Below are 24,181 nucleotides of genomic sequence, written 5' to 3'. Positions count from 1 at the left end.
TTGGTCGGCAGGATTGCAGGCTGCTTTTTCATTTTAACTTCATTGAAGCTGACGCTTTCAGGTAGCCTTTAAGGTGCAGGCTGCTTCTGTTCCGCATCAACCAAATGACACATAATTTTCCCCGCCTCTTCCTGCCGCAGCGAAAACTGCGACTGGTTGCCCAAGCGCACCGCAAACGGCCCGCGCCCGAAGCCGCCCACGGCAATCACCTGCAAAGGCATGCCGCCGGAAAAACCCAAATCCGCCAAACGGCGCGACACCAAGGCATCAAGCTCGCCGAACACAGGATTGGGGACAATGGAATCGATATGCGCAACCGCGCCTTTGCGCAGCTGGGAGAGTGGGATGGTGGACATGGCAGGACTCTCTAGAACGAAGTTGGTAGTTTCACGGCAAAAATGGTTTTGATTATTTTTTCTTGTCGAAGTTACTATGATAATAAATCTTATTAACGTAGAACTCAAACCGAAAACCGCAATCATTCTAGCTTTATTAAGTAAATTATTGTGTTAAATCAAAAAAGAATGGTTTTCTGCTCAAAGTAAGACAATATGAAAAGCAAATAAAAAGGCTACCTGAAAATGCAACGCAGCAAAGTTTCTGCGAAGCTAAATTTTCAGGTAGCCTTTTATTTTGTTTCATCATGTTGCTGAAGCAGCTTTCCATGTAGATTGACGGTCTGGTGCTCCACCATATGCAAATGAAACTATTTAGCCACACATAATTCCTACCTGCCAAGCCGCACCTATTGCGTATTTCAGCCCAACCATTACTCTATTAAACCATTTAAATAAAAACAAATCTTTACGGAAATTTAAAAAATAAACAAAATGGTGTATGATTATTCTTACGATATGCCCGGAGCCGTTATATAGTCGTTCCAAATAGGAATGAAACCAGGCGGCAAGCTGCAGATAGTATTAGGTTAACCATAAAGCGAGCCAACGTCGTATCATTCCTTTTTAGAACATCTTATGCACAGATGGCAAACGGAGTATCGATGAGCATCTATTAGGCAATACCGATATCTGTCCAAATTCTGAATTAAGGAGAAGTTTATGTATCCGATTCAAGAACCACTCCGCAGCGGCATGCTGCCTGTATCTGAGCTCCACACGATCTACTGGGAGGAAAGCGGTAATCCCGCAGGCATCCCTGTTATCTTCCTGCACGGTGGCCCTGGCGCTGGATCTAGTCCGGCTTGCCGGGGTTTTTTCAATCCGGAAAAATACCGTGTCATCATCATCGACCAACGCGGCAGCGGCAAATCCACCCCTTATGCCGAAACTCGCGAAAATACCACCTGGGATTTGGTTGAAGACATTGAAAAAGTAAGAAAAATGCTTGGCATCGAGAGCTGGCTGGTATTCGGCGGTTCATGGGGTAGCACCCTATCTCTTGCCTATGCCGAAACCTATCCCGACCGTGTACGCGGCTTGATTTTGCGGGGCATTTTCCTCTGCCGCCAAATTGAAATTAATTGGCTGAGCGAAGAAGGCGGCGTGAGCATGATTTACCCCGAGCAATGGCAGCGCTATTTAGCCGCTGTGCCGCTGGAGAAACGCGCCGGCTCGCTGGTTGAGGCTTATTATTGGATGCTTAATTCGCCCGACCCCGCCGTGCATCTGCCTGCCGCCAAAGCTTGGGCAGATTGGGAAAGCTGGCTGATTTGGTTCGACCCCAAACCAGTAGACGAAGACCCACAAGCCTCCTTGGCCATCGCCCGCTTCGAAAACCACTATTTCATGCACCAAGGGTGGTTACAGGGCGATAAATCCATCTTGGCCAACGCCCACAAAATCCAACATATCCCCACCATCATCGTGCAAGGCCGCTACGATCTCTGCACTCCCACCCGCAGCGCATGGGATTTGAAGCAGGCACTGCCGCAGGCCGATTTGCGGATTATCCAAAGCGGCCACTACGCGCAAAACCCTGCCATCGCCGATGCCCTAGTGCAGGCCACCGATGAATTTGCCGAACGGCTCGGCGCTTGATTGATTCCGTTGAGCACTCTCGATGAGGCTACCTGAAAACCATTTTGCTGTTTCAGGTAGCCTTTTTGATTTAATGCCAATCATGCCCGGCAATGAACTGCTATCATTTTGTTGGTAATGAAAGTCCACAGACACACTCTTACCACCATGCAGCGAGCCATCAGCAATATACAGACTAACGCTGCAGCATTCCTTCGTTAATCACCCTACCCCACTCAAAGGATATCCAAACATGACAACCCGCACCGAACACGACCTCTTAGGCGAACGCGAAATCCCCGCTGCCGCCTACTGGGGCATCCACACCCTGCGCGCAGTGGAAAACTTCCAAATCTCCGGGCAGAAAATCTCCGACGTGCCCCAGTTTGTGCGCAGCATGGTGATGGTGAAGAAAGCTGCAGCCCAGGCCAACGGCGAGCTGGGCGCACTCAAGCCCGAAATCGCCGCCGCCATTGCCCAAGCCTGCGACGAAGTGCTGCTCAACGGCCGTTGCCTCGACCAGTTCCCATCCGACGTATTCCAAGGCGGCGCCGGCACTTCGGTGAATATGAACACCAACGAAGTCATCGCCAACCTCGCATTGGAAGCCTTAGGCCACGCCAAAGGCCGCTACGACATCATCAACCCCATGGATCATGTGAACGCCAGCCAATCCACCAACGACGCCTACCCCACCGGCTTCCGGCTGGCTGTATACACCAGCATTGGCGAACTATTGGGCAAACTAGCACACCTGAAAGACACCTTTGCTGCCAAAGCCGATGAATTCAAAGACATACTAAAAATGGGCCGCACCCAGCTGCAAGATGCCGTGCCCATGACTGCCGGCCAGGAATTCCAATCCTTCCAAGTGCTGCTGGCAGAAGAAGAAACCAATCTCGAACGCACCCGTCAACTGCTGTTGGAAGTAAACCTCGGCGCCACCGCCATCGGTACCGGCATCAACACACCGCAAGGCTACGCGCCGCTGGCCGTGCAAAAACTTTCCGAAATCAGTGGCCTACCCTGCAAGCTCACCGAAAACCTGATTGAAGCCACTTCCGATTGCGGCGCCTATGTGATGGTGCACAGCGCCCTGAAGCGCACCGCCGTGAAGCTCTCCAAAATCTGCAACGACTTGCGCCTACTCTCCTCCGGCCCGCGTGCCGGCCTGAAAGAAATCAACCTGCCGGAAATGCAGGCCGGCTCATCGATTATGCCCGCCAAGGTAAATCCCGTGATTCCCGAAGTGGTGAACCAAGTTTGCTTCAAAGTAATCGGCAACGACACCACCATCACCTTTGCCGCTGAAGCCGGCCAGCTCCAACTCAACGTGATGGAACCGGTTATCGCGCAATCCATGTTTGAAAGCATCTCGCTCTTAGGCAACGCCGCCGTTACCCTGGCCGACAAATGCGTGCGCGGCATCACGGTAAACCGCGAAATCTGCGAACGCTACGTCTTCAACTCCATCGGCCTGGTAACCTATCTCAACCCCTATATCGGCCACGAAAACGGCGACTTGGTAGGCAAAATCTGCGCCCAAACCGGCAAAACCGTGCGCGAAGTAGTGCTGGAGCGCCAGCTCTTGAGCGAAGCGGAGCTCGACCGCATCCTGTCGCCACAAAACTTGGCCAATCCGCATTTGTAAGCTTGAGGTGAAACAAAATAAAGGCTACCTGAAAACCGATTACTGGTTTTCAGATAGCCTTTTGTTTAATGCTTAAATACAGCTATTCCACCTTGGGCGTGCGGTGGGAGCCGCGCACCATGTCGAGCAGGAACAGGCGGCAGTCAAGGTTGCCGTTATACAGGGGAATTTTGCGCTTGGGCGACAGGCGCATGAGTTTGGGCAGGTCGCGGTCGGCGGTGAGCAGGCCGCAGAGCCAGCCGGGGTAGTGCTGTTTGAGCCAGGAGCCGAGCTGGGGGTAGAGCGCGTGCAGGGTGTGGATTTCTTCGAGGCGCACGCCGTAGGGCGGGTTGGCGAGGAGGATGCCGTTTTCGCCGTTGGGTCGGGTGTCGCGCACGTCGGCTACCTGAAAAACGATGTGCCCGGCCACTTGGGCTTCGCGGGCGTTGATGGCGGCGGTTTGGATCAGGCGGCGGTCGGTGTCGCTACCGGCGATGGGTGCGGGAGCTTGCGGCAACACGGCAGCTTGGGCTTCTTGGCGCAGACGCTGCCAGAGGCCGGCATCAAAGTTATCCAGCTGCTCAAAACCGAAACGGCGGTCGAGGCCGGGTGCGCGACGGGTAGCGATAAGGGCGGCTTCGATGGGGAGGGTGCCGCTGCCGCAGAAAGGGTCTTGGAAAGGCTGGCTGCCGTTGTAGCCGGCGAGCAGGAGCAGGCCGGCGGCGAGGTTTTCGCGCAGGGGGGCGGCGCCGGTGTCTTGGCGGTAGCCGCGTTTGAATAGGGCTTCGCCGCTGGTGTCGATAAAGATGGCGGCGTGCTGCTCGCTGATGAAGGCGTGGATGCGAATGTGCGGATCGGCTTTGTCCACGCTGGGGCGTTGGCCTTGGCTGCTGCGGAAGCGGTCGCACAGGCCGTCTTTGATTTTGAGGGCGGTAAAGTCGAGGCTTTTCACGCGGGCGCGTTTGCCTTCGACCTTGATTTTGAAGGTTTGCCCGGCATGGAACCAGTCTTCCCAACGAATGCTTTTGGCGGCGCGGTAAATGTCGTCTTCGCTGCGATAGGGCTGTTTGGCCAGTTGCAGCAGGATGCGGCTGGCGGTGCGGGAGTGGAGGTTGGCGCGGTAGGCGGCTTCGAGGCTGCCTTGGCAGGATACGCCGCCATCGGTGGGGGCGATATGGGTGCAGCCTTGGGCGGCCAGCTCTTGGGCAAGGATGGTTTCGAGGCCGCGCGGGCAGGTGGCGAAGAGGGTGTGGATGGTCATGGCTGGCAATCGGGTTGGTTGGGGCTGGGATTATAGCGGGAAACGGGCAGATTGCGGCGGGAGGCTACCTGAAAAGTATCCGGCGGCAGCTTGGGCAGTATCATTGCCATTTTAATCCGCTATACAATACGGAATTTTCGGTTTCAGGTAGCCTTTCAATATGAACACAGATTTCTCCGCCCGACTGGTGCGCTGGCAAAAGCAACACGGGCGGCACGGCCTGCCTTGGCAGGTGTGTGAGCCGTATGCGGTGTGGCTTTCGGAGATTATGCTACAGCAAACGCAGGTGTCCACCGTGTTGGCATACTACCCGCGATTTCTAACGGAGTTTCCAAACGTGGCCGCGCTGGCTGCGGCGGATGAAGACGAAGTGCTCGCGCTGTGGGCCGGGTTGGGCTACTACAGCCGCGCCCGCAATCTGCATACGGCGGCCAAACAGGTGGTGCACGATTTCGGCGGCCGCTTTCCCGATACGCGCCAAGATCTTGAAACGCTCAAGGGCGTGGGGCGCAGCACGGCGGCAGCGATTGCCGCCTTTGCCTTCGGCCGGCGCGAAGCGATTTTAGACGGCAACGTAAAGCGCGTTTTGTGCCGCGTGTTTGCGCAAGACGGGGCAATCGGCGACAAAAAATTTGAAACCGCTTTGTGGGATTTGGCCGAAAGCCTGCTGCCCGCAGCCGAGGAAATGACCCCCTACACGCAAGGGCTGATGGACTTGGGCGCGCTGGTGTGCAAACGCAGCAAACCGCGCTGCGATACCTGCCCGATGGCGGAAATCTGCCTGGCCAAACAGCAAGGGCGGATTGCCGAGCTGCCGCGCAAGAAAACCGCGGTGGCGGTGAAGGAGGTGGCGCTGTATTGGCTGGTGCTGCGCGACAAACAGGGCCGGGTACTGCTGGAAAAACGCCCGTCCGGCGGCATTTGGGGCGGGCTCTACTGCGTGCCCTGCTTCGAGCGGTTGGATGATTTGTATGAGCGCGCAGCCGCGTTCGACGTGGCAGCGGAAGATTTGGCCGAAGGAGATTTGGTGAGCCACCGCCTCACGCACCGCCTGTTGCAGATTACGCCTTTACAGGCAAACGGAGTGGCGGCCGCTGCGGCACACGGCAGCCTGTGGGCCAATGCGGCGGAATATGGTTTGCCTAAGCCCCTGGCAGAATATTTGCGGCGCGGGTAAAGCAAGAGGCTACCTGAAAGTTTCAGGTAGCCTTTCGGTTTCGATTGAGGCTACCTGAAACTTATATTGCAACGCCCAGCTTCGCCAGCAGCCAATCTAAATAAAACAGGCTGTAAATCGCCGCGAGTGCCAACACAATGCCGGCTTGATTCACTGCCGAAATCTTTTCCTTGAACGCCAGCGCGCCGGTGAGCGTGCCCAACGCAATCACGCCCAAGTTCATGCCGGCAAATACTAAGGTCGGGTCGTCGGAAAAAGCATGGTGCGCCTTGATATAAAACAGGATATTGCCAAAGTTCAACAGCCCGAGCAGCAGACCGCCGGCAAAATCCGCCGCCTTAAGCGGTTTGCCCTGCCGCCACACATAACCCCACATCAGCACGCAAGCCAGCGCGAAGGCCACAAACAGATTCAACGACATCGCCTGCCCGGTTTTGGATAGCTGTTTGAATAAAATATCAATCACTCCGAAGCCCAACCATACCCCCGCCAGCCAAAACATCCCGCCATCCTGCTTACCCTTGCCCGGCTTGTAGAGCAAAGCCGCCAGCGCGCTGAAAGCCAGCACGATGCTCACGATTTTATTGCTGTTTAGCCGTTCGCCAAACAGCAGAAATGCCGCCAACACCGGCAACACCAGCGACAGGCGCTGTGCCGCATCCGAGCGCACAATCCCAGCCTGTTCCACCGCCCGCGCCATCACCACAAAAATGCTCGGCAACAGCACGCCCAAAGCCAAAAACGGCCACAGGCCGCCAATATCCGTCCCGCGCAGGCTATCCAGCGGCGGCGCAAGCAGCAGCCAGCAGCAGGCCGTAGCCACAATATAGTTCACCGCAATTGCGTGTTCAATGTGAATTCCTTGTTTGCGCGCTATTTTCAGCAACACAGAAACCGCCACACTGCACAACACCGCCAAGGCGAGAAACTGCCATGTCCAGGAGGCAGGAAGAAAAGATAAAGCAGATAAAACCGGCATAAATTGATATTTAACGATAAAAGAGAAAAAAGAAAGGGCAGGATGGCAGCTTAGAAAAAATCGAAATCCATCTGCTCCGGCAGCTCAATAGAAACAACCTGCTGCTCAGCCGCCAACTGCAATAGTTTGCGCTTGCGCAAACGGCACAGGCGCAGCACATTCTGCTTCTGCGTATCCGTAAGCTTCAGCCAATACAGCCGCTCCTCACGGCTGCGCAAACAGCCTTTGCAATAGCCCTTGCTATTGGCCTGACAAACACCGATGCAGGGGCTGGGAATGCTGAAAAATTCGAGTTGTTCCATAGTGTGTGCGAAACGCTGCGCGAAGGCGGCATTGTATAGCAAGCGTTTGGGTGGAAGCCAGCGGCGGAAGGGGTGGCTGAAAATGCCATATCACCAGAATGCGGCGAAGCTGAAGTTTTTCAGGTAGCCTCACCAAGCAAGCAGCCGACATCAATCTTCGCTATTTATTAGGCATCCACCAAACCCGCAAATACCCCCTGCCCCACCAAAAAGCTACCTGAAAACCCATTCCGCTATATAATCGCCCGGTTTTCTCACTCTTAAGGCTACCTGAAACCATGAAAGCCATGATCCTGGCTGCCGGGCGCGGCGAGCGGATGCGCCCGCTTACCGACGCCCTGCCCAAACCCATGCTCCCCTGCGGCCGCGAGCCGCTCATCGGCTGGCATTTGCGCCGCCTGGCCGCCGCCGGCATCAGAGAAATCGTTATCAACCACGCCTGGCTCGGCGAAAAAATTGAACAAGGCCTCGGCAACGGCAGCCGTTATGGCGTGTCTATCCAATATTCGCCCGAAGCACCCGGCGGGCTGGAAACCGCCGGCGGCATCGCCACCGCCCTACCGCTCTTAGGCAGCGAGCCTTTCCTGGTAATCAACGGCGACATCCTTACCGATTTCGACTGCCGCGCCGCCATCGAGCGTGCCGCCCAAATGAGCGAGCACACCCTCGCCCACCTCTGGCTCGTGCCCAACCCCCCGCACCACCCGCAAGGCGACTTCCGCCTGCAAGCCGGCGGCCAAGTTAGCGACGCCGAAACCCAAGAGTCCGCCCACACCTTCAGCGGCATCGGCCTCTACCGCCCCGAGCTTTTCGCCCACACCGCCGCCCACCAACGCGCCAAACTCGCCCCCCTGCTACGCCAAGCCATGCAGCAAGGCCAGGTGTGCGGCGAAATACACACCGGCCTGTGGCTGGATGTGGGCACGCCCGAACGCCTGCAGGAAGCCGCCCGCATCAGCGGGCAATGGGCAGGCTGATACTGCCTTATCCAAAATCCGTTTTAGCTTTGCTTTCTTCGTAAGCTCCGTTTTAACTTCGTTGAAGCTGACGCTTTCAGGTAGCCTTCTCCTATGCTTAAAGGCTACCTGAAAACCCAAACCCCTTTATCGGCCAATCCATTATGAACGCCAAGCACACCCTCGAACGATACAACCAAGAACAACACACCGCCCAAGAAGCCCAGCGCCTTGCCCAGCAAATCATCTTCGGCCCCATCGCCTTCCAAGCCTCCCGCCTGATGGTGAAATTCGGCATCCTCGAGCGGCTCAACCGCGCCGCCGAAGGCCAAACCCTCGAAGAAATCGCCCAAGAAGCCAAGCTCAGCCGCTACGCCGCCCAAGTGCTGCTCGAAGCCTCCCTCTCCATCGGCACCGTCCTCTGCGAAAACGAACGCTACCGCATCAGCAAAGTCGGCTGGTTTTTAATCAAAGACCCCATGTCCCCCATCAACATGGATTTCGTGCACGACGTCTGCTACCAAGCCGCGTTCGACCTCGAAGCCGCCCTGCTCGAAGGCCGCCCCGCCGGGCTCAAAGTGTTCGGCAACTGGCCCACCGTGTATGAAGGCCTCTCCAGCCTTCCCCCGCGCACCCTCGAAAAATGGCTCGCCTTCGACCACTTCTATTCCGACCAATCCTTCCCCGCCGCGCTGAAAATCGTCTTTTCCCAACCCGTCCGCCGCCTGCTCGATGTGGGCGGCAACACCGGCCGCTGGGCACTGCAATGCGTGGCATACTACCCGGAAGTGCAGGTCACCATCATGGATTTGCCCCAGCAAATCCAACTGATGAAAGAGCACACCGCCAGCCTGCCCGGCGCCGACCGCATCCACGGCCACCCCGCCAACCTGCTCGACCCCGCCACCCCATTCCCCGAAGGCTTCGACGCCATCTGGATGAGCCAATTCCTCGACTGCTTTACCGAACAGCAAGTTACCTCCATCCTCAGCCGCGCCGCTGCCAGCATGAGTGAAAACAGTACCCTCTATATCCTCGAGCCCCTGTGGGACAGGCAAAAATACGAAACCGCCGCCTACTGCCTCACCCAAACCAGCCTCTACTTCACCGCCCTGGCCAACGGCAACAGCAAAATCTTCCACAGCGCCGACCTCAGCCGCTGCATCGAAGCCGCCGGCCTGCAAATAGCCAAAATCCACGACAACCTCGGCCTCGGCCACAGCCTCTTGTGCTGTAAGAAAGCGTAAAATAGAAAAAGGCTACCTGAAAAACCAAACCGCAGTTTTCAGGTAGCCTCCAACCCGCATAAAAGGAACCCACCATGCAAGCCATCAAATTAGCCCTCATCCTATCCGCCGCCGCCCTGCCCCTTGCCGCCCAAGCCAAACAGCCCGCCCGCCAAGCCCCCGGCCTGCCCCAATTCATCCGCAGCATCAACCACGACGCGCCCATCAAATCCGGCCCATTCACCATCCGCCGCGCTGCCGCACAAGGCGGCAACATCCTGATTGATGCCACCATCAACAGCCAACTGCTCCCCCTGCCGCCTGCTGCCGAACGCGAGCCCACCGTCCAAGCCCTGCAAACCCTTGCCGAAGCCTCCTGGTGCGAACACCCCCAATTCCCCGCCCTCAACCAAACCCGCAGCCTCACTACCCGCTACACCATCAGCGGCGAAACCGCCCCCATCAACATCACCATCCCTGCCGGCCGCTGTGCCCAAATCCAAAGCAGCCAAAGCCCGGCGCAACAGGAAGAAAACGGGCAAATCGCCGCCCTCATCCTCCTCATTCCCGGCATGAACCAGCGCCTTCCCCTCACCGAAGACAAACTTACTCTGCAACGCGTCCGCTTCGACCACACCACGCGCACCATGCACAAATACCTCACCCTCAACGACCCCGAGCTCACCAAACAGCCCGTCGCACAAATCCGCGCCAAACTGCAAACCGAAGCCCGCACCCTCGTGTGCGACGACCCACTGCTCGCCCAAAGCAACCACTACTACCCCACCGCCCACCACTTCACCCTCCCCGGCCAATCCGAAACCTTCGAAGCCACCGTTGCCAAAAACAGCTGCACCGAAGACGCAAAATAAACCGCCCGGGCACACAAAGGCTACCTGAAACCTCGGCTTCGCAGAGATTTGCAAAACCCGTTTTCAGGTAGCTTGTATAGCCGAGCACAATTAAACCCTTTCCACCTATTCCCTCTCTATCATGAAACCCCTGCTCTCCATCCTGTCCATATCCCTTCTCGCCGCCTGCTCCAACCCATCCGAAACCATACAGCAAGCCCCCTCTGCGCCCGCACCTGCACCGAACACCGCCTCCATCCCCGCAGCCGCTCCAACGCCCGCCGCAGGCGAAGACCTGTCTATGGTGTCACACACCCAAGAATTCAGAAAACCACAGTCTACCCAAGAAGATGCCGTATTGATGGAAAGCACCGTATATAGCAAAACCCAAAACGGTCCCGTCCTGCTCACCCGCCATACCGTCCTCCCGCAAGACCGCCTCAACCAAGACCACAAAACCCACGGCCTCGTCTGCTGGAACTGCGAAAACCACCTCAGCTCCTATTTCGACCTTGCCAGCACCCGCTTCGACCCGGATACCCCGAGCGGCGTGTACTTCAACATGATCATCAACTCCACCGATGAGGAATCCGGCAACGCACCGCGCTCCAGTATATTGAAACTACACATAAACTGCGCCAACGGCCAAGGCACGCTCCTCACCAACACCCTCTACAGCCGCTTCTTCGGGCGCGGCCAAGCCCTCACCCGCGACATCCCGCGCAACGAAACCTTCGTGCTCGATCCGCACACCGTAACCCCTCAAGCCCTAGCCGCCGCCGAAGCCTGCCGCATACAGGCACGCCCGCTGTGGAACAGCCGCATGGCCGTGGAAAAACTCGAAGCCGCCATCATCAACAAAAACCTGCAACGCCGGCAGGAACGTGAGCAAGGCAGCCGATAGGCTACCTGAAAACCGAACTCATACCATGTAAAAACCACCCGCAAGCCAAGCTCCGCAGAAACCCCGGTTCAGGTAGCCCAACCCGGGAAGCAACAGGAAACCTCATGTCCGCACGCCTTCAAACCCTCCTCCTAACCGTCTTGCTGGCCGCCGCCCCAAGCATCCAAGCCCAGCCCACCCGGCAAGAGCTGCAAACCGTCATCAATTCCATCAATCGCAAACCATCTGCCCGTTTCGGCAGTAACACCGCTAGCCATAGAGTATTGTTGGAAAATGGCCATGTCGTGTTTGATGTCGTTATCAATACAGAATCCTCTTCTCAGCCCAAACCCCTTCCGATTGACTTGCTGCCTCTCCTACAATCCAACCTGTCAGATCTAAACTTAGGATTTTTATGCGGAAGCAGAGAAGCTTGGCAACTCAGTGATCTATCAGGCGTAATCATGCGCTATCGTCTGGCGGATAGGCGCAATGATGTTATTACTGCCACGCTCCCTAAAGGATATTGCGCTACCCATTCCACCATCCATCCCCAAACAGAGTCTGAAAAAATGGAAGTTGCAGCTAACATTGCAGCCACTACAAATCAACAGTTACCACTCAAACTGAACGAGCAACTAACTTTGATACGGGTAGCAGTGGACACAAAGAATCCAACCATACACCGATACTTCATTATTACCGACCCATCCATCATCGGCTCAAACTTATCCGCTTTCCGTACCTTTCTCCAACAATCTCTAGAAAACGCCACCTGCACCGATCGGACAAATGCCGAAAACAACCGTCATTTCGCCACACACGAACACCTTACTTTCGCCAACCGCCCGGGTTCGGTCGATGTCGTCATCCCCCAAGGCTTTTGCGCCAACCGCCGATAGGCAGCAGCCAAAAAAGGCTACCTGAAAACCCCGTTCCGAGTTTTCAGGTAGCCTTTATCGCATCAATCAAACTGTATCAAGACCCGCTAAACAGGCTCTTAAACCACAGCACGATGCTGTCCCACAGGCGGCCGAAGAAGCCGGCTTCGGCCACGTCGTTGAGCGCCACCACGTCTTTCTGCGCCACCACGCGGTTTTGCGCGTCCATAAATTTCACGGTGCCGAGCACTTGGCCTTTGCTAATCGGGGCGAGCACGGGCTGTACGGTTTCCAGTACGGGCTGAAGCTGCGCGGCCTGGCCGTGCGGCACGGTGATGTAGGTGGCGTCGATAAAGCCCACGTTCACCGAGTTATCCGCGCCTTTATACACTTTCACCTGCGAAATGGCGGTCTCGGCGTCATACAGCTTGGGCGTGTCGTAGGATTGCAGCGCCCAGTTGAGCAGTTTGCTGCTCTCGGCGGCGCGCGCCTGCATGCTTTCGGTGCCCACCACCACGGAAATCACGCGGCGGCCGTTGCGTTTGCTGGAGGCAACCAGGTTGTAGCCGGCGCTGTCGGTGTGGCCGGTTTTCATGCCGTCCACGTCGGGGTCGCGGTAGAGCAGCAGGTTGCGGTTGGGCTGGGTGATGTTGTTGTAGCTGTAGGATTGGATGGAATAGAGCGGATAGTATTGCGGATAGTCGTGAATGATGGCCGCGGAAAGGGTGATGAGGTCTTGCACCGAGGTGTAGTGCTGCGCGCCGGGCAGGCCGGTGCTGTTTTCAAAATGGGTGTCGTTCATGCCGAGCCGTTTGGCTTCGGCGTTCATCAGCTGCACAAACTGCGCTTCGCTGCCGGCCACGGCTTCGGCCAAGGTGATGGAAGCATCGTTGCCGGACTGCACAATCACCCCTTTGAGCAAATCGTCCACGCGGGCGGGGGTTTTCGGGTCGAGGAACATGCGCGAACCTTCCGCTTTCCAGCCCTGCTCGGACACGGTAAAGGTTTGATCCGGTTTGAGCTTGCCTTCTTCCAGTGCTTTAAACACCAAATAGGCGGTCATCAGCTTGGTGAGCGAGGCGGGCTCGATGTGTTCGTTTAATTTGTGCGAGGCGAGCATCTGGCCGCTTTGCGCGTCATACACGGCATAGGCCGAGGCTTTGATTTCGGGCAGTCCCACAGCGGTTACGGGCTGGGTGGCGGCGGAATTGGCAGCGGCCGGGGCGGAAGCGGCGGGCGCAGAGGCTTGGCTGGGGGCGGAAGCGGCTTGCGGCGCGGCCTGCACCTGCCAGCCGGCCACTAAAAGGGATAAGGTGAGGAGGGTGAGTTTTTGTTTCATTGCGTTGTCTGTTGGATTTGATTGAATGGCTTGCCGCCAGCAGGCTTGGGATTGAGGCTACCTGAAAGCGGGGCTGCAACGAAGTTAAAGCGCAGCAGAGGTGCTGCAAGGCAGAAATTTTTTCAGGTAACCTGCCGCCAAAAACCAATCATGCGGCAAAATTGCGCCGATTATAGCCGCTCAAACTTGTATTGCTAAGCGTTTAACCTGATTTTTCTTGCCAGCGGCAGCGCAAACGGAGTATCTTGCCGCCTTTCAAAACGATTTCAGACACCACCATCATGCCTTTGCCCCACACCGACTATCTTACCCGCATCCTCACCGCCTGCGTTTACGACGTGGCCGCCGAAACGCCGCTGGATTTCGCCCGCAACCTTTCCGCGCGCAGCGGCAACCGCATCCTGCTCAAACGCGAAGACCTCCAGCCCGTTTTCTCCTTCAAAATCAGGGGTGCATACAACAAAATGGCCAAGCTGCCGCCCGAGCTGCTGCAGAAAGGCGTGATTACCGCCAGCGCTGGCAACCATGCCCAGGGCGTGGCGCTTTCCGCGCAGAAGCTCGGCTGCGAAGCCACCATCGTGATGCCCGAAACCACGCCGCAGATTAAAGTGGACGCAGTGCGCTCGCGCGGCGGCAAAGTGGTACTCAAAGGCGTGTCGTTCAACGATGCCTACGACCACGCCGTAAAGCTGGCCAAAAGCAGCGGCCAAACCTATATCCCGCCGTTCGACGACCCCGACGTGATTGCCGGCCAAGGCACCATCGGACTGGAAATCGTGCGCCAGCATTCCAAGCCGATTGATGCCGTGTTCGTGCCCATCGGCGGCGGCGGGCTGGCGGCCGGCGTGGCCGTGTTCATCAAACAGGTGCGTCCCGAAATCAAAGTAATCGGCGTGCAAACCCATGACTCCTGCGCCATGAAAACCTCCATCGAAGAAGGCTGCCTGGTGGCTCTCAAAGATGTCGGCCTGTTTTCAGACGGCACGGCGGTGAAGCTGGTGGGCGAAGAAACCTTCCGCCTGTGCCGCGAATTTTTGGACGAAATCATCACGGTGGACACCGACGCCATCTGCGGCGCGCTTAAAGATATTTTCGACGACACCCGCAGCATCTGCGAGCCCGCCGGCGCGCTGGCCTTGGCCGGCCTCAAAGCCTACATCGCCCGCGAGCAGGCGCAGGGCCAAACCCTGATTGCCGTAACCAGCGGCGCCAACATCAATTTCCACCGCCTGCGCCACGTTTCCGAGCGCAGCGAACTGAGCGAAGGCAACGAAGGCATTTTTGCCGTGTCGATTCCTGAACAGCCTGGCAGCTTCCTCAAGTTCATCAACATCTTGGGCAGCCGCAACATCACCGAATTCAACTACCGCTACGGCGACGACACCACCGCCCATATTTTTGTAGGTATCCAAAGCAAAGGCGCGGCCGACCTGGCCGCCATCAGCGCCGAGCTCACCGCCGCCGGCCTGCCCAACACCGACCTCTCCGAAGACGAAACCGCCAAAATCCACATCCGCTACATGGTGGGCGGCCGCACCGGCAAAGTGGCGCACGAACGCCTGTTCAGCTTTGAATTCCCCGAACGCCCCGGCGCACTGGCCTATTTCCTCAACCGCATGCAGATCGGCTGGAACATCACCCTGTTCCACTACCGCAACCACGGTTCGGATTACGGCCGCATACTGGTGGGCATCGACGTGCCGCCCGCCGACAACCAAGCCTTCGACACCTTCCTGCAAGAGCTGGGCTATGTGCACACCGAACAAACCGGCAACGCCGCCTACCGCCTGTTCCTCGGCCAGGCCTAAATCTTTTCAGGTAGCCTCATCAGCTCGTTCAGGCTACCTGAAAGCATCAGCCTTAGCGCAGTTCAAACCAAAATCCATTTATAAACCAAGAGAACCCAAATGCTCGCTCCCCAACACCTACTCTGGATAGACGGCCCCGCCGGCCGCCTGCACACCATCTATCTGCCGCCCGAAGCCCCCGAGCGCGGCGTGGCCATCATCAATCACCCCAATCCCCTGCACGGCGGCACGTTTACCAACAAAGTGATCCAAACCGCCGCCAAAGTCTATGCCCGCCTAGGCTTCCACTGCTATCTGCCCAATCTGCGCGGCGTGGGTGAAAGCGAAGGCGAACACGACTACGGGCGAGGTGAAACCGACGACTGCCTCGCCGTCATCGACTACGCCCAGAGCCAACACCCCCATGCCGCCCAACTCATCATTTCCGGCTTCTCCTTCGGCGGCTACGTGAGCCTGTTTGCCGCCCAGCAGCGCCGCCCCGATGCCCTCGTACTGCTCGGCCCCGCCGTGGGCATGTATGAAGTGCCCGCTGCCCAAGCCACCGACCCGGCGCACACCTTGGTAATCCACGGCGAAATTGATGAAGTCGTCCCACTGGCCAACGCCCTCGGCTGGGCCGCCCCGCAAGACATCCCCGTGGTTGTGCTGCCCCAATCCTCTCACTTCTTCCACGGCAAACTCATCCCCCTGCGCGACATCCTGCTGCGCTTCGTACCCAGCCTGTTGGAAAAATAAGCTGATCGGTTTCAGGTAGCCTTTGGATTGGACAGGCTACCTGAAAAACTATCCGCCATACTTCCCCCCATTGAAACCACAATGTCCGCCAGCCTACGGCGCCCAACCAGGCTACCTGAAACTCATCTCCTCCTTACCGCCATGCCCGCCTGCCAACCCGCCATCATCCTCACCACCTGCCCCAGCCAAGCCGAAGCCGAACGCATCGGCAGGCTCCTATTGCAACAGTGCCTCGCCGCCTGCGTACAATACGAAGCCATTCAAAGCCAATACCTCTGGCAGGGCGAGCTCTGTTGCGACAGCGAAATCCGCCTCACCATCAAAACCGCCGAGCAGCACTATCCCGCCGTTGAACGCCTGATTCTCGAGCAGCACAGCTACGATTGCCCGCAAATCCTGCTGCTGCCCGTATCCGGCGGCGCAGAAGGCTACCTGAAATGGCTGAACGACAACCTCGCGCCGTAACCCGGCGAGCTTTAATCCAGCCTCTCATCCACTATTGCCGCAGATCAAAGGCTACCTGAAATATTAGCTCCGCAGAAACCCGCAGAGCCCGCTTTCAGGTAGCCTTCGTTGCCAGCCGCATACAGCTGAAGGACTTTGCTACATGCCAAGCCACAAGCCGCAAATAGGCTAATCCATATAGCCAGACCAGCCGCCGCCGCAGGAAGCAAAGGGCTTTAGCTATCGGCACCGAATTCGGCTACAATACCGCCTAACATGAGTTAAATAAACTCCCCTTCCCCAGCCAACCGTCGGCAGTACAAACGGCACAGTCGGGGCAAGAGCAGGTTTGTTCAGCTTATCCCCCGCTGCCCGCCAGCATCCATCCATTGTCTGTCAAAGGAGACCCAAATATGTTTTCCCGCAGCATCACCATCGCCAAATACGATCCCGACCTCGCCGCCGCCATTGCCGCCGAAGACAAGCGCCAGCAAGACCACGTTGAGCTGATTGCCTCCGAGAACTACGTCAGCTGCGCCGTGATGGAAGCCCAGGGCAGCCAGCTCACCAACAAATACGCCGAAGGCTACCCCGGCAAACGCTACTACGGCGGCTGCGAACACGTGGATGTGGCCGAAGAGCTTGCCCTCGAGCGCGTGAAAAAACTGTTCGGCGCCACCTATGCCAACGTACAACCCCACTCCGGCTCGCAAGCCAACCAAGCCGTGTATGCCTCCGTATTGAAACCCGGCGACACTATCCTCGGCATGAGCCTCGCCCACGGCGGCCACCTCACCCACGGTGCATCGGTAAACATTTCCGGCAAGCTCTACAACGCCGTTACCTACGGCCTGGACGAAAACGAAGTGCTCGACTACGCCGAAGTGGAACGCCTCGCGCTTGAGCACAAACCCAAAATGATTGTGGCCGGTGCCTCCGCCTATGCCTTGGAAATTGACTGGGCACGTTTCCGCCAAATCGCCGATAAAGTAGGCGCGTACCTGTTTGTGGATATGGCACACTACGCCGGCCTGATTGCCGCCGGCGAATACCCCAACCCCGTGCCGCACGCCGACTTCGTTACCACCACTACCCACAAAACCCTGCGCGGCCCGCGCGGCGGCGTGATTCTGTGCCGTGACAACACCCACGAAAAAGCGCTTAACTCCGCTATTTTCCCCAGCCTGCAAGGCGGTCCGCTGATGCATGTGATTGCCGCTAAAGCCGTGGCCTTCAAAGAAGCCCTGTCACCTGAATTCAAGCAATACGCCAAACAGGTGAAAATCAATGCCGCCGCCATGGCCGAAGAGTTGGTAAAACGCGGCCTGCGCATCATTTCCGGCCGCACCGAAAGCCACGTTTTCCTGGTGGATCTGCGCCCGAAACACATCACCGGCAAAGCCGCTGAAGCCGCACTGGGCAAAGCGTTGATTACCATCAACAAAAACGCCATCCCGAACGATCCGGAAAAACCCTTCGTTACTTCCGGCATCCGCGTGGGCACCGCCGCCATCACCACCCGCGGCTTCGACGAAGCTGCCGCCCGCAAACTGGCGAATCTGGTGGCCGATGTGCTGGACAAACCCGAAGACGAAGCCAACCTGGCTCGCGTGGCCGGCGAAGTGAAAGCCTTGTGCGACCAATTCCCGGTATACGGCACATAAGCAGACAGCTTGGATCGCCTCGCTTGAAATAAAACCAGCCGGCTGTTTCCAGCCGGCTTTTTTATGTCATTCAATATATAGCGGATTACAGATAAGGCGGCAAGTCACCGTCAGTATGAGTAATACGGCAAGGCAAGACAACGCTGTAGCATTCTTGTTTAAAAGGCTACCTGAAACTTTCAGGTAGCCTTTCATTCATGCGCTTGAACCAATCAAACCGAAAACGAAGAACCGCAGCCACAGGTGGTTACAGCATTCGGATTGCTGCGGATAACGAATTGTGAGCCTTGCAGGCCTTCGGTGTAGTCGATTTCCGCGCCGAGCAGGTATTGGTAGCTCATCGGGTCGATTAGGAAAACGAGGCCGCTTTTTTCGATTTGGAAGTCGTCATCGTTCACGATTTCGTCGAAAGTGAAGCCGTATTGGAAGCCGGAACAGCCGCCGCCGTTCACAAACACGCGCAGTTTCAAATCGGGGTTGTTTTCTTCGGCAATCAGCTCGGCTACCTTATTGCAGCAGCTTTCAGTGAAGATAATGGGATCGCTGTGATCAATGTCAGACATGATTTATTCCTTTTTCTGTGTTATGCGGGATGGGCTTATTGTGGCGCAAAGCGGTGTTTGCGGGCAAGTCGGCCTTGAGTAAATTCTAAGCGGCAAATAAGGGCGGATGCTGCGGGTTTAAAGTGCAGGCAGGCGGTGCCTGCGGCAAAATATTTTAAGGCAGGCGTTGCGTTTCGCCATCACTGCATATAAAGGCTACCTGAAAAACCTTTTGCCATTTTTCAGGTAGCCTTTTGATTTCAGGCAGCCCTAAGCCAATTCTTCCTGCCATTGCTCTAAGAGCTTCTGCCACTCGCCTTCGTTCTTATGGCCTTGCGCGATGGCGGCTTTAAGGTGGGAAATCGCTTCGCCGGCGTTGGCACGCACGCCCCAGCCGTGGTAGTAGAGGCAGGCGAGGTTGTAGTGCGCCACGGGATCATGCCGAATGGCGGCTTTTTTAAACCAGGCTGCGGCTTTTTCGTAGTCTTTGCCCACAAATTCGCCAAGGAAAAACATCATGCCGAGGTTGGTTTGCGCACGCGGCAGGCCATATTCGGCGGCTGCTTTGTAGAGCGAGAAGGCTTGGCCGATGTCTTGGGTCGCACCATTGAGGCCAAAGTGGCAAACGAAGGCTTGCCGGTAGTGTTCTTCGGCCAGCTGCTCTTCCGGGTCGGGCAAGTGGCACACCGGGTCGGACGCACGGCGCTGGGGTTTCACCGGCTCGGCCAGCTTTTCTTTGGCTTCTTCATGCCCGTTGAGCACGGCTTGTTCATACCATTGCCGCGCCAGTTTGTCGTCTTTGGATACACCCAAGCCGTAGCGGTACACATCGCCCATCTGATACATGGCGTCGGCATTACCCAAACGCACGGCCTGCTCCAGGCAGCGCACGGCGGCTTCGAAATTTTGCTGGATGCCCTGCCCGGTGAGCAGCTGTTTGGCCAGCAGGTTCAACGCTTCCGAGTCGTTGGCATTGGCAGCTTGGATAATCCATTGTACGGCGGCTTTGGGATCGGCAGCGCAGCCGATACCGTTAAGCCGCATATGCCCGGCCTTGCTTTGGGCAGCCACCACGCCTTTGGCAGCCACACGTTCATACCAATGCAAGGCTTTGGCTTTGTCCATGCCGCCGAAACGGCCGGTTTCATACAGGCGGGCGAGCTGCCATTGCGCATCGCCGTAGTCGTGCTCGGCGGCGCGTTTGAGCCAGCTGATGCCTTGGCGCACGTCGGTTTTGGTGCCCAATCCGTGCAGGAGGGCATAGGCCATGTGGTATTGCGCCTGCGGTTCGCCCAGCGCGGCGGCATGGGAGGCCCAGGCAAAGGCTTTTTGGTGCTGGCCGTGGGCGGCCGCGTTTTCCATCAGCCACACAATGGCCGGCGGGAATTTTTGCGCAGCCAGATGCTGCATCACTTGGCTGGCGGCCAATACGTCTTGCTGCATTCCTTCGCCGTTGGCCTGCATCAAAGCCAGGCTGTAGGCGGCTTTCAGGTAGCCTGAAGCGGCGGCACGCTCCAGCCAATATAGTGCGGTGGCATAGTTTTGCGGCACATTTTGGCCTTGGCGGTTCCATTCGCCCAGCTCGTATTGCGCCTGCTGATGCCCCATTTCGGCGGCCTGGAGCATATCGGCCACGGCTTTTTCGCGGGTGTCTTCTGCTTCCAACAGCTGTTGGGCGCGGCGGTAATAGGCTTCGGCATCAGGCAGATTATCCTGCCCCGTCCGATTTGTTTTCACCAGCTTAACGGCTTTGCGCCCGAGTGCAAATTTAATCATTCGTTCCAACCGTATTTAAATCTTTCTTTTGGCGGCTATTGCGGCCTGGCCGCATACCGCCACTCCCTAGTTAAGGCCGGTTGGCAAGGGCTATTCCCCTGCCCGCTAACTGTTCTGTTGCACGGCATCTTGTTAATATACAGACATTTTAGCATGCCGGTATACCCTGTGGCAGCCCGTTTAAGCTATTTGAGGCTACCTGAAAAGCCAGAACACACCGATAATTTGCTAACGGAGCCTCTTTTACGCATAAATTGCCAAACTTTCGGGCTATGAATTGTCGTTCATTTGATTTTGGTCAATATTTCTCCCGACTATTATCTTTATAATTCCCTCCAAGTTGAAAGGATTTAGTGCCCGGCTGACAATCAAAGCCGGTTGGTTGAAATAGAGATGCTCCTGTTTCTTGCAACATTGGATTCATTTTCCTCTTGATGTGTGTGTGTTTAGGTGTGGCCGACTGCCACACCTTTTTTTATCTGCAATATTTAGCCAAAGTAGCGGAAGCGAACCAACCCGCTATAAAATGCCGCTTTTCCCAACTCAGCGCCACCCCATGCTCAGCTACCGCCATGCCTTCCATGCCGGCAACCACGCCGACATGCTCAAACATTTTATCCTGTTTCTCACCCTCAGCTACTTCAACCGTAAAGACAAGCCCTATTGGTATATCGACACCCACAGCGGTGCCGGCTTATATCGCCTGACAGACGATGCCGCACAAAAAACCAGCGAACACCAACAAGGCATCGGCCGCCTGCTCGCCGCGCCCGCCCTGCCTGCCGAACTGGAACAATTCCGCCAACACCTGCGCCATATCCTGCCCGCGCCCGATTTCTATTGCGGCTCGCCCCGCCTTGCCCAAAGCCTGCTGCGCGACAGCGACAAAATGCGCCTGTTTGAGCTGCATCCCGCCGACTTCGCCCTGCTGCAGGAAAACACCCGCGCCGACCGCCGCATCATCACCAAACAAAGCGACGGCTACCAAAGCCTGATTTCCCTCCTGCCGCCCCCGACGCGACGCGCCCTAATCCTCATCGATCCGCCCTACGAACAAAAACAAGACTACCGCCAAGTAGTCAAAACCCTGCAGGCTGCCCTGCGCCGCTTCGCCACCGGCTGCTATTTGCTGTGGTATCCCTGCCTTTCGCGCGAAGAAAGCCGCCAACTGCCCGCTGAACTGCACAAACTGCCCGCTACCCATTGGCTGCAAGCCGAACTGCATGCCCACGCCCCGCGCAGCGACGGCTTCGGTATGCACGGCAGCGGCATGTTCGTTATCAATCCGCCCTATCTGCTGGCCGAACAGCTCGCCGCCAACCTGCCTGCCCTCGCCGAACTCTTGGCGCAAGACAAAGGCGCTAGGTTTGTGCTGGAGCAAGAAAGCGCTTAAGCATTTAAGTTTTCAGGTAGCCTTTTTCATGCAAAGGCTACCTGAAAAATACAGCACCACGCCAAACCAGCAAAGCAATAATGCAAAACCCTGCAGCATCATATCCCCTCTGCTTAACAACATCAATTTTCAGGTAGCCTGCCCCCCTTGCCCCATCCTAACCGGCAGGCTACAATCCGCGCCCGTTTTAATACAAAACAACAGGAAAGCCCTATGGCACATCAACTCAATAAAGGCAAAATCCGTAATAACGCACTCAAAGCACTGGTGCGCTCCAATCTGTTCCGGCACAAAACGGAACGCAAAAAGAAAGGCAAAGGCAGCTACAACAGGCAGGCAGCAAAAAAATGGCGGGACGGTTTTGAACAACCGTCCCGTTTTGATTTGTATCGCTACACTGATAACCGCCTCAGCCCTCCCTGCCCACCTCCCATTCCGTGCAGGTAGCTTTTTCAACGCTCCATGTTTTGTAATGTGCCGACATCGCCACACTACCTTGCCACCACCGCGAACTATCCGTTTTTAAGCGTTATCAACTATCTATTTATCATTTCATATACAGCCATTAAAAAATAGCTTGTTTGAAATTGCCGCTGATTCGCACCATCAACATCCCTATTAAATCCGCTCATTCTGGCATACCCATCGGCCGTCAAAACCAAATATTGAAAAACTGGGGAAAATAAAACCCTATACAAATGAATATATTTTTCAATTATTGGCCACACTCTATTATATTTTGTTTGGAAATTGGTTATAGTTACGACCGCAAGCCCTTTTAGCTCAACCCAACATGAGAAGGAGGAAAAATGTCCCAATCTGCTGCAAAAGAAACCCTGAATCCGTTCGAAATCGCCCGCAAACAGGTGAAAACCGCCTGCGACCGGCTCAATGCCGACCCTGCGGTGTATGAAATTCTGAAAAACCCACAACGCGCCTTGGAAGTCAGCTTCCCCGTCAAACTCGACAACGGCACGGTCAAAACCTTTACCGGCTACCGTTCGCAACACAACAATGCCGTCGGCCCCTACAAAGGCGGCGTGCGCTTTCACCCGAATGTGAATCTGGACGAAGTTAAAGCCCTGTCAATTTGGATGACCATCAAATGCTGTGTCGCAGGCATTCCTTACGGCGGCGGCAAAGGCGGCATTACTTTGGATCCGCGCGATTATTCAGAAGCAGAGTTGGAACGCATTTCACGCGCTTATTCCGAAGCCATTTCCCCGCTGATCGGAGAGAAAATCGATATTCCCGCCCCCGATGTGAACACCAACGGCAAAATCATGTCGTGGATGGTCGATGCCTACGAAAACGTCGTTAAAAAATCCGCGCCCGGCGTGTTTACCGGCAAGCCGGTCGAATTCGGCGGCTCTTTGGCGCGTACCGAAGCGACGGGTTACGGCGTGAACTTCGCCGCCGTCCAAGCTTTGGAGAAACTCGGTAAAGACGTGAAAGGCGCAACCTACGCCATTCAAGGTTTCGGCAATGTGGGCTATCACACGGGCTATTACGCGCACAAAGCTGGTGCAAAAATTGTTGCCGTTTCCACTGTCGATGTCGCCATCTACAATGAAAACGGCTTGGATATGGAAGCCCTATTCAAAGAGTATCAGACCAACGGCTTTATCACTAACAAAGCCGGTTACGGCAAGGAAATCAGCAATGCCGAACTCTTGGCGCTGGATGTGGATGTACTCGCCCCTTGCGCGCTGGAAAACCAACTGACTTCCGAAAATGCCGGCAAAGTCCGCGCCAAAATCGTGGTCGAAGGCGCAAACGGTCCGACTACGCCCGAAGCTGATGCCATCCTGCGTCAAAACGGCGTATTGGTCGTGCCCGATATTCTGGCGAACTGCGGTGGCGTGGTGGTTTCCTATTTCGAATGGGTGCAAAACCTGCAAGGCTATTACTGGGAATTTGACGAAGTTCAGGAAAAAGAAACCGTTGTTCTGCGCCGAGCATTCCGCGATATTTGGAATCTGGCGCAAGAGTATGATGTGGACCTGCGTACCGCGTCTTACATGATGAGTATCCGCCGTGTTGAAAAAGCGATGAAGCTGCGCGGCTGGTATTGATGGCTTGTTGAAAAAACGGTTTGATAAAGGGTTGCCTGAAAATATTCGGGCAACCCTTTCGTTTATGGATATTTGTCCTTTAACTAGGTATTGACAGCGTAATCAGGGAGTAGCAGAGATGCCGAATGACACCAGAATTACTTAATAAAATGATAAAGATAGGTTTAACAATTCAAGATACAAAACAAAAGGAAAGCCCGATGGCACATCAACTCAATAAAGGAAAAATCCGTGATAACGCACTCAAAGCGCTGGTGCGCTCCAATCTGTTCCGGCACAAAAC

Annotated in this window: 23 protein-coding genes; 16 read left to right on the top strand and 7 right to left on the bottom strand. The window is 56.2% G+C overall.

What is annotated here, in order from left to right; translation table 11 throughout:
• Nucleotides 1-68 precede the first annotated feature (68 nt).
• Nucleotides 69-356 (bottom strand): FeoA family protein, encoded by a 288-nt coding sequence (locus tag HMPREF2796_RS07210; protein WP_064106137.1) that lies wholly within the window; start codon nucleotides 354-356, stop codon nucleotides 69-71.
• Between the two features lie 702 nt (nucleotides 357-1,058).
• Here HMPREF2796_RS07210 and pip point away from each other — a divergent pair.
• Both pip and aspA read left to right on the top strand, forming a co-directional pair.
• Complete coding sequence (gene pip / locus HMPREF2796_RS07205; protein WP_070632403.1) at nucleotides 1,059-1,997, top strand: prolyl aminopeptidase; 939 nt, start codon at nucleotides 1,059-1,061, stop codon at nucleotides 1,995-1,997.
• 232 nt (nucleotides 1,998-2,229) lie between these two features.
• On the top strand, nucleotides 2,230-3,627 hold the full coding sequence (gene aspA / locus HMPREF2796_RS07200; protein ID WP_070632399.1) for an aspartate ammonia-lyase: 1,398 nt from the start codon (nucleotides 2,230-2,232) through the stop codon (nucleotides 3,625-3,627).
• A gap of 82 nt (nucleotides 3,628-3,709) precedes the next feature.
• Here the strand turns inward: aspA and HMPREF2796_RS07195 are convergent, their stop codons facing one another.
• Nucleotides 3,710-4,867, bottom strand: coding sequence for a THUMP domain-containing class I SAM-dependent RNA methyltransferase (locus HMPREF2796_RS07195; RefSeq protein ID WP_070632396.1), 1,158 nt, complete (start codon nucleotides 4,865-4,867; stop codon nucleotides 3,710-3,712).
• Between the two features lie 160 nt (nucleotides 4,868-5,027).
• Between HMPREF2796_RS07195 and mutY the strand changes: the two genes are divergently transcribed.
• Nucleotides 5,028-6,044 carry an A/G-specific adenine glycosylase gene (mutY, locus tag HMPREF2796_RS07190; RefSeq protein WP_070632393.1) on the top strand — a complete coding sequence of 339 codons (1,017 nt, stop codon included), beginning with the start codon at nucleotides 5,028-5,030 and terminating at the stop codon, nucleotides 6,042-6,044.
• A 61-nt stretch (nucleotides 6,045-6,105) separates the two neighbouring features.
• On the opposite strand, the gene HMPREF2796_RS07185 is transcribed toward mutY, so the two are convergent.
• Nucleotides 6,106-7,023 (bottom strand): EamA family transporter, encoded by a 918-nt coding sequence (locus HMPREF2796_RS07185; protein WP_070632390.1) that lies wholly within the window; start codon nucleotides 7,021-7,023, stop codon nucleotides 6,106-6,108.
• Nucleotides 7,024-7,073: 50 nt separating this feature from the next.
• On the bottom strand, nucleotides 7,074-7,325 hold the full coding sequence (locus HMPREF2796_RS07180; protein ID WP_064085009.1) for a DUF1289 domain-containing protein: 252 nt from the start codon (nucleotides 7,323-7,325) through the stop codon (nucleotides 7,074-7,076).
• Between the two features lie 278 nt (nucleotides 7,326-7,603).
• On the opposite strand from HMPREF2796_RS07180, the gene murU reads away from it, so the two are divergent.
• The 5 genes from murU to HMPREF2796_RS07155 all read left to right on the top strand — a co-directional run bounded on the left by murU (nucleotide 7,604) and on the right by HMPREF2796_RS07155 (nucleotide 12,143).
• Nucleotides 7,604-8,302, top strand: a complete 699-nt coding sequence (gene murU, locus HMPREF2796_RS07175; RefSeq protein ID WP_070632387.1) for an N-acetylmuramate alpha-1-phosphate uridylyltransferase MurU — start codon at nucleotides 7,604-7,606, stop codon at nucleotides 8,300-8,302.
• Nucleotides 8,303-8,445: 143 nt separating this feature from the next.
• On the top strand, nucleotides 8,446-9,528 hold the full coding sequence (locus HMPREF2796_RS07170; protein ID WP_070632384.1) for a FlxJ family methyltransferase: 1,083 nt from the start codon (nucleotides 8,446-8,448) through the stop codon (nucleotides 9,526-9,528).
• Nucleotides 9,529-9,602: 74 nt separating this feature from the next.
• On the top strand, nucleotides 9,603-10,379 hold the full coding sequence (locus HMPREF2796_RS07165) for a hypothetical protein (RefSeq protein WP_070632381.1): 777 nt from the start codon (nucleotides 9,603-9,605) through the stop codon (nucleotides 10,377-10,379).
• A 121-nt stretch (nucleotides 10,380-10,500) separates the two neighbouring features.
• On the top strand, nucleotides 10,501-11,262 hold the full coding sequence (locus HMPREF2796_RS07160) for a surface-adhesin E family protein (protein ID WP_141749184.1): 762 nt from the start codon (nucleotides 10,501-10,503) through the stop codon (nucleotides 11,260-11,262).
• Between the two features lie 104 nt (nucleotides 11,263-11,366).
• On the top strand, nucleotides 11,367-12,143 hold the full coding sequence (locus tag HMPREF2796_RS07155; protein WP_070632375.1) for a hypothetical protein: 777 nt from the start codon (nucleotides 11,367-11,369) through the stop codon (nucleotides 12,141-12,143).
• 76 nt (nucleotides 12,144-12,219) lie between these two features.
• Here HMPREF2796_RS07155 and HMPREF2796_RS07150 read toward each other — a convergent pair whose 3' ends face one another.
• On the bottom strand, nucleotides 12,220-13,461 hold the full coding sequence (locus tag HMPREF2796_RS07150) for a D-alanyl-D-alanine carboxypeptidase family protein (protein ID WP_070632372.1): 1,242 nt from the start codon (nucleotides 13,459-13,461) through the stop codon (nucleotides 12,220-12,222).
• 281 nt (nucleotides 13,462-13,742) lie between these two features.
• Between HMPREF2796_RS07150 and ilvA the strand changes: the two genes are divergently transcribed.
• From ilvA to glyA, 4 genes are all read left to right on the top strand, one after another.
• Nucleotides 13,743-15,269 (top strand): threonine ammonia-lyase, biosynthetic, encoded by a 1,527-nt coding sequence (ilvA, locus tag HMPREF2796_RS07145; protein ID WP_070632369.1) that lies wholly within the window; start codon nucleotides 13,743-13,745, stop codon nucleotides 15,267-15,269.
• Nucleotides 15,270-15,368: 99 nt separating this feature from the next.
• Entirely contained in the window at nucleotides 15,369-16,004 is a 636-nt protein-coding gene (locus HMPREF2796_RS07140; RefSeq protein WP_070632366.1) for an alpha/beta hydrolase, read from the top strand.
• A gap of 141 nt (nucleotides 16,005-16,145) precedes the next feature.
• Nucleotides 16,146-16,469: a divalent-cation tolerance protein CutA gene (cutA, locus tag HMPREF2796_RS07135; RefSeq protein ID WP_070632362.1), complete on the top strand. Its 324-nt coding sequence runs from the start codon at nucleotides 16,146-16,148 to the stop codon at nucleotides 16,467-16,469.
• A gap of 392 nt (nucleotides 16,470-16,861) precedes the next feature.
• A complete protein-coding gene (gene glyA, locus HMPREF2796_RS07130; protein WP_070632360.1) occupies nucleotides 16,862-18,112 on the top strand; it encodes a serine hydroxymethyltransferase in 1,251 nt (416 codons plus the stop codon).
• A gap of 212 nt (nucleotides 18,113-18,324) precedes the next feature.
• Here glyA and erpA read toward each other — a convergent pair whose 3' ends face one another.
• Both erpA and HMPREF2796_RS07120 read right to left on the bottom strand, forming a co-directional pair.
• Nucleotides 18,325-18,675, bottom strand: coding sequence for an iron-sulfur cluster insertion protein ErpA (gene erpA / locus HMPREF2796_RS07125; protein ID WP_003821808.1), 351 nt, complete (start codon nucleotides 18,673-18,675; stop codon nucleotides 18,325-18,327).
• Nucleotides 18,676-18,924: 249 nt separating this feature from the next.
• Nucleotides 18,925-20,430 carry an SEL1-like repeat protein gene (locus tag HMPREF2796_RS07120; RefSeq protein ID WP_070632356.1) on the bottom strand — a complete coding sequence of 502 codons (1,506 nt, stop codon included), beginning with the start codon at nucleotides 20,428-20,430 and terminating at the stop codon, nucleotides 18,925-18,927.
• 556 nt (nucleotides 20,431-20,986) lie between these two features.
• Here HMPREF2796_RS07120 and HMPREF2796_RS07115 point away from each other — a divergent pair.
• The 4 genes from HMPREF2796_RS07115 to arfA (HMPREF2796_RS07100) form a co-directional block, all read left to right on the top strand.
• Nucleotides 20,987-21,823: a 23S rRNA (adenine(2030)-N(6))-methyltransferase RlmJ gene (locus tag HMPREF2796_RS07115; RefSeq protein WP_070633455.1), complete on the top strand. Its 837-nt coding sequence runs from the start codon at nucleotides 20,987-20,989 to the stop codon at nucleotides 21,821-21,823.
• Nucleotides 21,824-22,036: 213 nt separating this feature from the next.
• Nucleotides 22,037-22,270: an alternative ribosome-rescue factor A gene (gene arfA, locus HMPREF2796_RS07110; RefSeq protein ID WP_070632353.1), complete on the top strand. Its 234-nt coding sequence runs from the start codon at nucleotides 22,037-22,039 to the stop codon at nucleotides 22,268-22,270.
• A 362-nt stretch (nucleotides 22,271-22,632) separates the two neighbouring features.
• The gene (locus HMPREF2796_RS07105; protein WP_070632350.1) at nucleotides 22,633-23,898 is read left to right on the top strand and encodes a Glu/Leu/Phe/Val family dehydrogenase; all 1,266 of its coding nucleotides are present in this window, start codon (nucleotides 22,633-22,635) and stop codon (nucleotides 23,896-23,898) included.
• Nucleotides 23,899-24,098: 200 nt separating this feature from the next.
• The coding region (gene arfA / locus HMPREF2796_RS07100; RefSeq protein ID WP_141749204.1) for an alternative ribosome rescue factor ArfA at nucleotides 24,099-24,181 on the top strand (83 nt) is incomplete at its 3' end.

Source organism: Eikenella sp. HMSC071B05, assembly GCF_001811325.1.
In the GTDB taxonomy this organism is placed as follows: Bacteria; Pseudomonadota; Gammaproteobacteria; order Burkholderiales; family Neisseriaceae; genus Eikenella; species Eikenella corrodens.
The sequence above is the reverse complement of the archived record's forward strand: the minus strand, read 5'-3'. Positions and strand labels throughout refer to the sequence as shown.